Genomic DNA, 13,089 nt, shown 5'->3' with positions numbered 1-13,089 from the left:
TTGAACACCTCCTCAAAAGAAGCTTAATCCACAGAATTCATTAGTTTCTCATATATTTCCTCACTAATTTCTGTCGTAAATGCCCTATTTAGGGCCTTTGACTTTATCGCTTTTTCCAAACAACTCTTGTCATTACATAAATAAGCTCCTCTACCATTTGCCTTTCCCGTTTTATCAATAAAGATTTCATCTTCCTTATTTTTAACAACTCTGATCAAATTTTTTTTGGTTTTTGTTCCCTACAACCTATACAAGTACGCATAGGTATTTTCCTAATTTTAGTCATTTTTTACTCCGTTAAATTAAGAATTTTTTAATCTTCCTTTTCTTCTTCAGCTTCTTCAGATTCTTCACTATTATCTCTTGAAGATTCTACTTCTAAATCATCCTTCGCATCAATATCTAAATCATTATCTTGAGAAACTTCTTCTCTTTTAACTTCATCAGAGTTCTCTAAAGTTATATCATCTTCAGCTTCAAGATCATCAGACAAATCTTTCTTTGCACTTTCAAATTCTTCAGCTAATTCTTCTTCAGTAATTCCCCTATCTTCAAGATAAGCTTCAAACTGTTCCTTAGACTTAATATCAATTTTCCATCCTGTTAGCTTTGCTGCAAGTCTAACATTTTGTCCCTCTTTACCTATTGCAAGAGACAATTGATAATCTGGCACTATAGCCAAAGCAGATTTTTCAGCTTCATTTACAAAAACTTTTTCTACCTTAGATGGACTTAGTGAGTTTGCAATAAATTTGTCCATTTCCTTTTCGTAAATAACAATGTCAATTTTTTCATTGTGTATTTCATCTACAATTGCATTTACTCTTTGACCCTTGTATCCAACACAAGCACCCAGTGGATCCACTTCAGGATCTCTTGAAAATACAGCAATCTTTGTCCTTGATCCAGCTTCTCTAGAAATAGAATAAATTTCAACAATTCCTTCACTTACTTCAGGCACTTCTAATTCAAAGAGTCTCTTTATTAAATCAGGGTGTGACCTTGAAAGGACAATTTGTGGACCCTTTGTAGACTTTTCAACAGATAAAATTAACATCTTGTATCTGTCGCCATGTTCGTATCTTTCATTACTTATTTGCTCGCTATAAGGCAAAATTGCTTCAGTAGTTCCTAAATCAACATATACATTATTGTAGGCCTTTCTTTGAACTACTCCTGTAATGATTTCCTTTTCTCTTTCAACATATTCGTCAAAAACAATATCTCTTTCAGCGTCTTTTATTCTTTGAATAACAACTTGTTTAGCTGTTTGAGCAGCAATTCTTCCAAAGTTTTTCGGATGTATTTCTAAATTATAAACATCTCCAACCTCATAGCTTGGGTCAATTTTTTTTGCCTCTTCAAGGGATATTTGAAGTTGATCATCTTCTACTTCATCAACAACATCCTTAGATGCAAAAAGTTTTATCTCTCCAGTTTCTCTATTCATATTAACAATAACATTTTGAGATGTACCATAATTCTTTCTATAACTGGAAACTAAAGCTGATTCCAAAGCCTCGAAGACAATTTCTTTTGAAATCCCTTTTTCTTTTTCGATTTCATTCAAAGCGTCTATAAACTCTTGGTTCATTTATTCCTCCATTAAAATTTAATAGTTTGTTTCATAGATGAAATTGATTTAATTGGAATTTTTAATTCTTCGCCATCAATGTTACAATAAACAAATTCATCATCATATTTGTCTAAAACAAAACTAAATTCTTTTTTCCCGTCAATTGGTGCATAAAGTTTAAGGTCAACTTCCTTGCCAACATTTCTTCTATAGTCATCTTTTGTTTTTAAAGGTCTATCAAGTCCTGGCGAAGAAATCTCAAGATAATAAGGATTTTTTAAAATGTCAAGATCGTCTAACTTTTTCTCTAAATTTCTACTCATTTCTGTGCAGTCATCAAGATCAATTCCTTCTTTTTTATAAATAAAAATCGAAAGAAGATCGTGCTTTGATCCATTTTGAAATTCTATGTCTACAACTTCGTAGCCAAGTTCTTCTGCTACCTCTTCAGCTAGTGGGTAAATCTCTTTTCTTAATTCTTTTTTATTCACTTAACACCTCACTACTAAAAAACAAAGAGTGGGCTAACCCACTCTTTACACTAAAATATCTTTCTTATTAAATTATAACATAAATTAGTAGAATTACAACTTATAACAAAAATTAGTTAATTTATAAATTTTAAAAATTAAATAGAGAAATTTGATTTGTCTCATCAAGATCAATTAACATTCCATTTTTTTGTAAAATTGTAATTACAGAGTTTCCGGCCTTAGTTCTCCTAGAAAAGTCTTCTATAGATAAAAATTCTGACTTCACAGCCTCTTCCTCAATGCTATTAGCACAGTTCTCACCAATGCCTGGTATTGCCCTTAGTGGCATTCTTATCTTTTTATCTTCTATAGTAAACTTAGATGCCTTTGATTTATATAGATCAGCTGGCAAAAATTCAAAGCCTCTTGCATACATTTCAAGAGCAACTTCAGACACTCTTATTTCTCCCTTGTCCTTTGCAGTTGGGTTTTGAATTTCTCTTAAAATTTTTATTCTATTTTTTAAAAAGCTTGGGCCTTCAATAATATTTTCTCCATTAAAGTCATTTAATTTAATAGTGAAATAGGTTGCATAAAAGGCTAGTGGATAATTTAATTTATAGTAAGCTATTCTAAAGGAGAGCATTACATAAGCAACAGCATGTGCCTTAGGGAACATATACTTGATTTTTTTACAAGAATCAATATACCATTCAGGTAAATCTAAATTCTTCATTATATTTTCTTGTTCTTCAGTAAGCCCCTTTCCCTTTCTAACTTTTTCCATGGTGTCAAAGGCCATTTTATTTTCTGCACCTGCATTTATTAGATAAACCATAATGTCTTCTCTTGTTGCAATAACATCTTTAAGTTCTGCCCTTCCTGAGTCAACAAGCTCTTGGGCATTTGAAATCCACACATCAGTGCCATGTGATAGCCCAGAAATTCTTACTAAGTCAGCAAAATTCTTTGGCTTTGTTTCCTTTAGCATAGAAATTACAAAAGATGTACCAAATTCTGGTATGCCAAGAGTTCCTGTTTCGCAAGAAAAAATTTCTTCATCCATGTTAAAAATTTCTGCACTATTAAATATTGATAGAGTTTTTTCATCGTCTAGTCTAATTTTATTTGAATCAAGTCCAGTGAAGTCTTCTAACATTTTAATAATAGTTGGACCATCGTGACCAAGTATATCTAGCTTTAAAATCTTTCCGTGAATAAAGTTGTAGTCAAAGTGAGTTGTTATTACTCCTGATGTTGAATCATCTGCTGGATACTGAATTGGGGTAAAATCAAAAATACTTTTGCTCTTAGGCACAATCATAACGCCGCCTGGATGTTGTCCACTAGTTCTTTTTCCATCAGTGATTTCCTTTGCCAGTCTATCTATTTCAACAGGAGAAATATTTTTGCCTTCAAAATATTTTTTTACATAGCCATAGGCAGTTTTCTCAGCAATTTTTCCAATAGTTCCTGCCCTAAATACATAACCTTCACCAAATAATTCTTCTGTATATTTATGTGCTTGTGGTTGGTATTCTCCTGCAAAGTTTAAATCAATATCAGGTTCCTTGTCTCCATAAAAGCCTAAAAAAACTTCGAAAGGAATGTTGTGTCCATCTTTTCTCATTGGACTTCCACATTCAGGACAAACTTTATCGGGCATGTCAACACCAGAACCATAGGTTAAATCTTTTGTAAACTCTGAGTGTTTACAATTTGGACAGATATAATGTGGTGGAAGAGGATTTACTTCTGTTATGCCAGACATTGTTGCAACAAAAGATGAACCGACAGAACCCCTGGAGCCAACTAAAAATCCGTCATCATTTGATTTTTTTACAAGTTTTTGAGCAATTATATAAAGAACTGAGTATCCGTTAGAGATTATAGATTTTAATTCTTTCTCTAATCTCTCTTTAACGATCTCCGGGAGCTTATCACCATAAATTTCGTGAGCCTTCTTATAAGTCATTTCTCTTAGACTTTCATCTGAACCTTCTATTACTGGTGGATATTTGCCATCTGGAATTGGCTTTATAGCTTTTATCTCATTCTTTAATTTATTTGTATTTGTAACTACAACTTCATAAGCTTTTTCTTGACCAAGATAAGAAAATTCATCAAGCATTTCTTCTGTAGTTTTAAAATAAAATTTTTGCTCTCTGCTAGCTCTTGGGTCAGGTCTACCTGGCTTTCCATTTAAAACAATTCGCCTTAAAATATCCTCTGACTCTTCAAGGTAATAAGTGTCTGAATCAGCAATAACTGGAATTTCTAATTTTTCTCCAAGCCACAAGATTTTTTTATTTATTTCTCTAATGTCTTCTATAGTGAATTTTCCATCTTCAATTGCCATTATATTATCGCTTGCTGGTTGAATCTCCAAGAAGTCATAGTATTTTGCAATTTCTATTAGTTCTTCATCAGGGCACATTCTGTAAACTGCATCGAAAAGAGGAGAACTGGCATTGCCTGAGCCCACTAAAATTCCTTCCCTATATTTATCCAATAGACTTCGAGGAACTTTTGCAGTAAAATTATAAAATTGCATATGAGATGCAGATATCAGTTTGTATAAATTTTTTAGCCCAACTTCATCCTTAGCTATTAATAAGAGTGAACTTTCAAACAAACGTTTAGAATCTATGTTTATAGTTTCTTGGTTTAAATTGTCAAAATTAAATTCTTTTTCTTTTTTAAATCTTTCAATTAATTTTATAAACATTGCAGCAGTAGCTTCAGCATCATTTACTGCTCTGTGAGCTCCAACAAGTGAAACCCCAAGATTTTTACATAGAGTTCCCAAGTTAAACCTCTTCATGTCAGTCATAAGAGCTCTTGCCAAGACTAGGGTGTCTAAGATTGGGTGCTTAAATTCTAAATTATTATTTGCATATTCCCTTCTTATAAAGGAAATATCAAATTTTGCATTATGGGCAACTAAGACAGAGTCCTTTGCAAATTCATAAAATTTTGGAATGACTTCTTCGATTGTAGGTTCATTTTCTACTTTTGCATTGCTAATGCCAGTTAGTTCAACTACAACTTGTGGAATTTCTCTTTCAGGATTAATTAATTGCGAAAATCGATCTACAATTTCTCCATCAACAATTTTTACTGCACCAATTTCTGTAATTTTATCATTTCTAGAAGATAGTCCAGTAGTTTCTATATCGAAGACGACATAGGATTCATAATTTTTATTAGGATCATAATTTGTGACGATTTTTTCTTTGTCGTCAACAAAGTTTATATCTGTGCCATATAAAATTTTAAGACCAGTAGCATCTCCTGCTTCCATTGCTTCTGGAAATCCCTGAACATCATTTGTATCAGCTATAGCTAGTGCATCGTGACCCCATAGTTTTGCCCTTTTTGCAAAATCAGTAAAGGAAGTTACACCAGACATTTGTGACATCTTTGAGTGAATCCTAAATTCCGTTCTCTTTTCCTTGGAGTAATCCATGCGAATTACTTTGTCTCTTTTTTCAATGTATCTTATCATAAGAGTCTCACATTTTGAAAAACTATCATAATTTACGTTTCCAGTTATTAAAACATGATCGCCTCTTTTGAAACTTTCCATAAATTCTTCAAGCTTTTCTGGTTTTAAAAATATTTTGGCAAGTGTTGAAGAAGTATAGTCTGTTACAGATAGGGAAACTAAAAAATTCCCAGATTTTATTTCTCGACAATCAATGTTAAAGATATCAACTTCCGCAGTGACTTTTTGAGAATTGACATTTATATCAATAAGCCTTTGAGTATTATCAATATCTTTTTTTCCATAAGAATTTACTTTTTTTGCTTTGTTTTCCTTTATTTTATTTTCTGCCTTCGTTTTAATTTCCAATTCATGCTTTGCAGATATCACTTCTTCTGCCTCGTCAATCTGTGAAATAAAGGACTCAATATTGTCATCTTCTACTATTTCTTTTACAAAGTCAAAGTCGATTTTATAGGAGCCAAACACTTTGAGTTCCTCTTCCAAGTATTGGCCAAATCCATTTTTTGTTAGAGTGTAATAAGCTTCTTCACTTGGAAGTTTTATTTCAATTTTATTTTTTTCTTTTTTGATTTCAATTTCTTCAATCCAAATTTTTGAAGATGGATTGTACTTCAAAATTTCCGCACAAATTAAATCATCTTCACTTTTATAGAGAGAAGATGACTTGAATTCAATATAAATTTTATATTCTTCTAAATTTTTTGAAAAAATCTCTTTAATTTTTTTCTTTAAATTTGTATCTAAATCTTCTTTAGAAGTTATTACAAAAAATACCTCGCCACTATTCTTATTCCTCTTAATGGAATCTATGGAAATATCATCTGAAACTTCTAAAGATGTGATTTCTAATTTTTTAAAAATATCTTTTAATAAAAGCAAATTCTCACCCGATTTTTTCTATTTCTGATAAAAGTTCACTTAAAAGTTTTTCTTCAGGAACTTTTTTTACGATTTCGCCCTTTTTAAAAATAAGTCCATTTCCATTTCCACAGGCAATTCCAATGTCTGCTTCCTTTGCTTCACCTGGACCATTTACTGCGCAGCCCATTATTGCTACTTTTAAATTCTTATCCATTGCATATAGTCTGTCTTCAACATTTTTTACAATTTCAATTAAGTCTACCTTGGTCCTTGCACAAGTTGGACAAGAAATTAAATCTATTCCTTCCCTTCTGAGATCTAGTGCCTTTAAAATGTCTTTACCAGCTATAACTTCATCTAAGGGATCAGATGTTAGAGAAACTCTTATTGTGTCGCCAATTCCTTCAGATAAAAGAGTCCCGATTCCAATTGCTGACTTAACAATTCCCTTCTTTGGTGTACCTGCTTCAGTGACACCAAGATGAAGTGGATAATTCGACATCTCAGAAAATTTTCTATAACTTTCTATAGTCAAGTTTACACTAGAAGCCTTAAGAGAGACAGCAATATCATAAAAATTATTTTTTTCAAGAATTTCAACTTCTTCCATGGCACTAAGACATATTGAAGATGCATTTACCCCCTTAAACTTATCTAAAAACTCCTCTTTTATAGAACCAGAATTCACGCCAACTCTTATGGGGATGTTATAAAACTTACAAGCTTCTATTACTTCTTTTATCTTCCATGATTCGCCAATGTTTCCTGGATTTAATCTTATGGCATCACTTTCGTTTTCAGCAGCAGCTAGAGCCAGTTTATAATCAAATTGAATGTCAGAAATTATTGGAATTTTTATCTCCTTTTTTATCTCTCTAAGTGCAACTGCATCATCTAAATCATTTACAGCCACTCTAATAATGTCGCAACCAGCCTCTTCCAATTTTTTTATTTGCGAAACAGTGGATTTTACATCTTTCGTATTGGTGTTAGTCATTGATTGGATTGAAATAAAAGAATCTCCTCCAACTGGCACCTTGCCAACATAAATTTTCTTTGTCTCTTTTCTCTTTATCATTTACTAAACAACCTTCCAATATCATTAAATATAGTTACATAAATCATTAAGCTAAATAAAATACTAATTCCAATTAGTGAAAGACCTTGTTCAAATTTTTCATTTATAGGCTTGCCTCTTAGAGCTTCAATTAACAAAAATAAAAATTTTCCTCCATCAAGAGCTGGAATTGGAAGTAAATTAAATACGCCGAGATTGACAGAAATTAGAGCCAAAATCTGTAAAAAATTAAAAAAACCCTTAGATGATTCTGAGCCAATCATTTGTACAACTCCAACAGGTCCAGATAGATATTCTATTTTAAAAGAACCATCAAAAATCATTTTTAAGCTCTTTAAAATCATAAGGGACATTTCACCTGTCCTCTTGGCACCAAGTTCTATGGACTTAAAAAAAGAGTTCTTAAGCTTAGATGTAATTCCAATTAAATACATTTTATTTTCTTCTGAATATCTTGGCTTTAAATTAATATCTAAGTTTTCGCCATTCCTATTAATTTTTAGATTAATTTCTTCATCTTTTTTATCACTAATTAAAGAATTAATCTCGTAAATATCTTTAGTTTTAATTTTATCTATTTCTATTATTTTATCTCCAGCTTTTAATCCAGCAATTTCTGCTGGAGAATCCTTAATTACCATATCAATTTCATTTGAACCATATCCAACTATGGAAAAAATTATGGTAAAGGCAAGAAAAGCTAAAATAAAATTCATAAAAGCACCGGCAAGAACAACTGCCATTCTCTTTAAAATTGGTGCATTGTTAAAGGATCTGGGGTCGTGAGAGCTTTCCTCTTCCCCTTCCATTGCAACATAACCACCAATGGGTAGTGCTCTAAGACTGTAAGAAGTCTCACCCTTTTGTTTTTGTATAAGTTTTGGTCCCATGCCTATGGAAAATTCATTAACTTTTATTCCTGATAGTTTTGCCACTGTGAAGTGCCCAAATTCATGAAGCATTACAACTAATAGAAAAACTACTAGAGAACTAATTAAAGTGATCATCTGTCCTCCTTAAATAAAATTGTACAAGATATAAATAAAGGGACTGATAAAAATTAAACTGTCAAACCTATCCAAAATACCACCATGTCCAGGAAGAATTTGTGCGTAGTCCTTTATCTCTGTGTATCTTTTTATCTTAGACGCAAATAAATCGCCAAATTGACCAGAAATAGAAGATAAAAATATAATAAATACTACAAGAGCATTAATATCATAAATTGCATTGTTCTTATTGAGCATTACAAAATAAATACTTGTAATGACAAGGGCAAAAAAAGTTCCCCCAATTGCACCTTCAATAGATTTATTTGGGCTTACCCTTTCAATTAACTTGTGCTTTCCAAAAGTTGATCCCATGAAGTAGGCAAAGGTATCTGTTGAAAAAGAAATAATAAAGCCAGCTATGATTAAGTAAATATCGTCAATACTTCCAAGCAAATTAAGCAAAAATATTACATAAAAATAAGTAAATGTTGTATAAGCATAGTTGCTCAATTCATAATCATCTAAATGAACAAAAAGGCATGAGTTTACAACAAAAAATAAGACAAGAGAGAAAATTAAGTTTTTATCAAAAAAAGAGCATAAAAAAGTTATAAGAGCTCCAAAAAACAAGATTGGTAAAAATAATTTTATGCCTTTTTTGTAAAGAGCATTGTACATTTCTCTTACAGCTTCAAGACTAATAATAAAAAAAGAAATTTTAATTGCCTTTAGCCCCAAATAAAAAATTAGAATTATTAATAAAATACCAACTGCACCAGTGGTAACTCTCTTTTGTAGATCTGTCAAAATTAAAGTCCTCCATACCTTCTATTTCGTTTTTGAAAATCATATATAGCCTTGTAAAAATCATTTTCGTGAAAATCTGGCCACAAAATATTTGAAAAATAAAATTCACTATAGGCTAATTGGTAAAGTAAAAAATTAGAAACTCTAAGCTCTCCACTTGGTCTAATTAAAAGATCTAGGTCATCTTGTCCTGCGGTATATAAATACTTTTTAAAGCTTTCTGTGTCAATGTCATCAAGGGAAATTTTCCCATCAATTACGTCTTTACAAATATTTTTACTAGCTCTAACTATTTCACTTTGACCGCCATAATTTAGCCCAATATTTAATATCATTTTATCATTTGATTTTGTTTCCTGCAACGCATCTTCAATTAGTTTGACAATTGGTTCTGGAAAGGCTTTGTAGTCACCTAGGACTTTAATCCTTACATTATTTTTCTTAATTTTTTCCAACTGGCTTTTTATGTAAAAGGCTAATAAATCCATTAGCTTTGAAATTTCCTCTTCTGGTCTCTTCCAATTTTCTGTTGAAAAAGCATAGAGGGTTAAGGATTTAATATTTATTTTATAAGCTGCTTCAACAATTTCAATAACTCTTTTAGTACCTTCTTTATGACCAAAAGTTCTCGGCATATTCCTATTTTTTGCCCATCTTCCATTTCCGTCCATTATTATTCCAACGTGTTTTGGAATATTATTTAAGTCTAATTCTTCGTAATAATTCATAAAACTCCTTAAAAAAAGAGCCTTAGAATAATCTAAGGCTAAAAATTAAATTTCCATAAGTTCTTTTTCTTTATTTTCTGCTACTTTGTCAACTTCTTTAATGTATTTATCTGTCAATTTTTGAATGTCTTCTTCATAGGAAGCTTTATCATCTTCAGAAATTTCTTTAGCTTTTTCAGCTTTTTTAATATCTTCCATAGCATCTCTTCTCACATTTCTAATAGAAATTTTTGCCTCTTCAGCATACTTTCCAACTAGCTTAGTAAGATCTCTTCTTCTTTCTTCTGTAAGTTGAGGAATAGCTAATCTAATAATTTTTCCATCATTGGAAGGAGTTATTCCTAAATCAGATTTTAATATTGCCTTTTCAATATCTGGGATTAAATTTGCATCCCAAGGTTGAATTGTAAGAAGTCTTGGCTCTGGAGCAGAAAGACTAGCAACTTGATTAATTGGAGTTTTTTGTCCATAATAATCAACATGAATTTTGTCAAGTAAAGTAGTATTAGCACGACCTGCTCTTATAGACTGAAGTGATTCAGTAAGTGAGTCTACAGTTTTATTCATTCTAGACTCAGTATTCTTTTTTAGATCAGATATCATAATATCCTCCTATTTAACGCTTGTACCAATATCTTCGCCACACACAACTTTAAACATTGCATCTTCTTCATCTATTCCAAATACTCTTAAAGGAATACTGTTGTCCATGCAAAGAGTAGTTGCTGTGCCATCCATAATCTTTAAGTTTTTATTTAAGATTTCTCTATAACTTAAATTGTCATATTTTTTTGCATTTTCATTAATATTAGGGTCAGAATCATAAATTCCATCTGTTCCCTTTTTAGCTAGTAATATAACATCAGCATCAATTTCTGCAGCCCTAAGTGCAGCAGCAGTGTCAGTTGAAAAGTATGGATTTCCAACTCCAGCTGAAAATATTACAACGCGACCTTTTTCTAAATGTCTAATAGCACGCCTTCTAATATAAGGTTCAGCAACTTGCCTCATATCGATAGCAGTTTGCACACGAGTAATAACGCCTAATTTTTCAAAAGAGTCCTGCAATGCTAAAGCGTTCATTACAGTACCTAACATACCCATATAATCAGATGTAGCACGATCAATATTATTTTCGTCGCGTCCTCTCCAAAAGTTTCCGCCACCTACAACAATACCAATCTCAACACCTAAGTCATAAATTTTCTTTACTTGCTTTGCAATTAAATTGACATAATTAATGTCAATGCCAACGGAATTGGAGCCAGCCAAGGCTTCTCCGCTGAGTTTTAAAACAATTCTCTTATATTTTGGCATTTACTCCTCCAATTTGTTAACCTATTTGTTTTGCTACTTCTTCAGCAAAGTCTTCTTCTCTCTTTTCAAGACCTTCGCCAACTTCAAATCTAACAAATCTTCTGATTTTAATGTTTTCACCAATTTTTGCAATTAAATCATTTAAAATATCTTGAATTTTTTTGTCTGGATCCTTAATGAAATCTTGGTCTAGTAGACAAATTTCTTCATAGAATTTTTCAAGTCTGCCTTCAACCATTTTTTCAATAATGTGTTCAGGTTTATTTTCTCCCCTAGCTTGTTCAGTAAGAACTTTTCTTTCATGTTCTACTTCTTCAGCTGGAACTTCTTCACGGCTTACGTATTTTGGAGCAACTGCTGCAACTTGCATTGCAATATCTCTTACAAAAGATTTAAACTCTTCATTTTTAGCAACGAAATCTGTTTCAGAGTTAACTTCAACAAGAACTCCAATTCTTCCACCGTGGATGTAAGAATCAACAAGACCTTCAGATGCAATTCTTGAAGACTTCTTAGCTACAGATGCAAGACCCTTTTCTCTTAGAAAGTCTATTGCCTTGTCCATATCACCATTTGTTTCTGTTAAAGCCTTCTTGCAGTCCATCATGCCTGCTCCAGATTTTTCTCTCAATTCTTTAACTAATGCTGCTGTAATAGCCATTTTAATTCACTCCTTATTTATTTTAAAAAAAGAGAGTTTTAAAGGATTACTTTAGAACTCTCGAAATATCTTTACTCTTCTATAGTTGACTTTTCTTCCTCAACAGTTTCTTCAACTTCTTCAATTTCTACAGAAACTTCTTGAGCGGATTCATCATAATCGTTGTCGCTATCTTCAATTTGACTACCTTGTTTTCCTTCGATAACTGCATTTGCAATAGTTTCAGTAATAAGTTTTACCGCTCTAATTGCATCATCGTTTCCTGGAATTGGAATATCAACTTCTTCAGGATCACAATTTGTATCAACGATACCGATAACTGGAATTCCTAGAATGTGAGCTTCTTTAACTGCAATTCTTTCTTTTTTAGGGTCAACAACAAATAAAGCTTGAGGCATTCCCTTCATTTCTTTAATTCCACCAAGGAATTTTTCAAGTTTTTCTCTTTCATGTAATAATTGAGCAACTTCTTTTTTAGGAAGAACATCAAAAGTACCATTTTCTTCCATTTCGAATAACTTGTAAAGTCTTTCGATTCTCTTGTTAATAGTTTTGTAGTTAGTTAAAAGACCACCTAACCATCTTTGGTTAATGTATGGCATTCCACATTTTGTAGCTTCTTTTTCTATTGCATCTTGAGCTTGCTTTTTTGTACCAACAAATAGAATTTCACCATTGTTTGCTGCAATCTCTCTTACAAAGTCATAAGCTTCTTCTACTTTTTTTACAGTTTTTTGAAGATCAATTATATAAATACCGTTTCTTTCGGTAAATATAAATCTCTTCATCTTAGGGTTCCATCTTCTAGTTTGGTGTCCAAAGTGAACACCAGCTTCTAATAAGTTTTTCATTGAAATTACTGACATTTAAGCCACCTCCGTGTTTTTTTCCTCCATTTTTATCATCTATCAAAGGGACCAAATTGGCAACTCCTTTAATATCAAAAAATGTGTGTATTACTTACCGCATAAAAGTATAACATAGCCAGTTAAAATTATCAATAATTTGTTTGTATTGTATTCATTTTTATTTAGACCTATCTAGATAATTGTTTTGAATGAAAAATTATTGCAGAAAATTTTGGC

General features: G+C 31.7%; 11 protein-coding genes and 1 pseudogene. All 12 read right to left on the bottom strand.

All coding sequences use genetic code 11. The features are described 5' to 3' along the window. Nucleotides 1–23 precede the first annotated feature (23 nt). The 12 genes and pseudogenes from rnpM to rpsB all read right to left on the bottom strand — a co-directional run bounded on the left by rnpM (nt 24) and on the right by rpsB (nt 12,870). Nucleotides 24–286: pseudogene (gene rnpM / locus HGPG_RS02170) on the bottom strand (RNase P modulator RnpM). A gap of 27 nt (nt 287–313) precedes the next feature. Then, complete coding sequence (gene nusA / locus HGPG_RS02165) at nt 314–1,594, bottom strand: transcription termination factor NusA (protein WP_019124412.1); 1,281 nt, start codon at nt 1,592–1,594, stop codon at nt 314–316. Nucleotides 1,595–1,605: 11 nt separating this feature from the next. Beyond that, the gene (locus HGPG_RS02160) at nt 1,606–2,067 is read right to left on the bottom strand and encodes a ribosome maturation factor RimP (RefSeq protein ID WP_019124411.1); all 462 of its coding nucleotides are present in this window, start codon (nt 2,065–2,067) and stop codon (nt 1,606–1,608) included. A gap of 130 nt (nt 2,068–2,197) precedes the next feature. Continuing rightward, complete coding sequence (locus HGPG_RS02155; protein ID WP_019124410.1) at nt 2,198–6,439, bottom strand: PolC-type DNA polymerase III; 4,242 nt, start codon at nt 6,437–6,439, stop codon at nt 2,198–2,200. Between the two features lie 4 nt (nt 6,440–6,443). Continuing rightward, on the bottom strand, nt 6,444–7,499 hold the full coding sequence (gene ispG, locus HGPG_RS02150; RefSeq protein WP_019124409.1) for a flavodoxin-dependent (E)-4-hydroxy-3-methylbut-2-enyl-diphosphate synthase: 1,056 nt from the start codon (nt 7,497–7,499) through the stop codon (nt 6,444–6,446). Next, the gene (rseP, locus tag HGPG_RS02145) at nt 7,496–8,506 is read right to left on the bottom strand and encodes an RIP metalloprotease RseP (RefSeq protein ID WP_019124408.1); all 1,011 of its coding nucleotides are present in this window, start codon (nt 8,504–8,506) and stop codon (nt 7,496–7,498) included. The genes ispG and rseP overlap by 4 nt, the downstream gene beginning before the upstream one ends. Before the next feature lie 9 nt (nt 8,507–8,515). Then, nucleotides 8,516–9,298, bottom strand: a complete 783-nt coding sequence (locus tag HGPG_RS02140; protein ID WP_019124407.1) for a phosphatidate cytidylyltransferase — start codon at nt 9,296–9,298, stop codon at nt 8,516–8,518. 2 nt (nt 9,299–9,300) lie between these two features. Beyond that, the gene (locus HGPG_RS02135; RefSeq protein ID WP_019124406.1) at nt 9,301–10,026 is read right to left on the bottom strand and encodes an undecaprenyl pyrophosphate synthase; all 726 of its coding nucleotides are present in this window, start codon (nt 10,024–10,026) and stop codon (nt 9,301–9,303) included. A 45-nt stretch (nt 10,027–10,071) separates the two neighbouring features. After that, nucleotides 10,072–10,629 carry a ribosome recycling factor gene (frr, locus tag HGPG_RS02130; protein WP_019124405.1) on the bottom strand — a complete coding sequence of 186 codons (558 nt, stop codon included), beginning with the start codon at nt 10,627–10,629 and terminating at the stop codon, nt 10,072–10,074. A 9-nt stretch (nt 10,630–10,638) separates the two neighbouring features. After that, a complete protein-coding gene (gene pyrH / locus HGPG_RS02125) occupies nt 10,639–11,343 on the bottom strand; it encodes a UMP kinase (RefSeq protein WP_019124404.1) in 705 nt (234 codons plus the stop codon). A gap of 16 nt (nt 11,344–11,359) precedes the next feature. Beyond that, nucleotides 11,360–12,004, bottom strand: a complete 645-nt coding sequence (gene tsf / locus HGPG_RS02120; protein ID WP_019124403.1) for a translation elongation factor Ts — start codon at nt 12,002–12,004, stop codon at nt 11,360–11,362. A 71-nt stretch (nt 12,005–12,075) separates the two neighbouring features. Beyond that, on the bottom strand, nt 12,076–12,870 hold the full coding sequence (gene rpsB / locus HGPG_RS02115) for a 30S ribosomal protein S2 (RefSeq protein WP_019124402.1): 795 nt from the start codon (nt 12,868–12,870) through the stop codon (nt 12,076–12,078). Nucleotides 12,871–13,089: the final 219 nt, after the last annotated feature.

Origin of the sequence: Peptoniphilus grossensis ph5, from assembly GCF_000311825.1 — a bacterium.
Classification (GTDB): domain Bacteria; phylum Bacillota; class Clostridia; order Tissierellales; family Peptoniphilaceae; genus Peptoniphilus_A; species Peptoniphilus_A hominis.
Note: the sequence above shows the minus strand (reverse complement) of the source record. Positions and strands in the feature narration are given on the sequence as shown.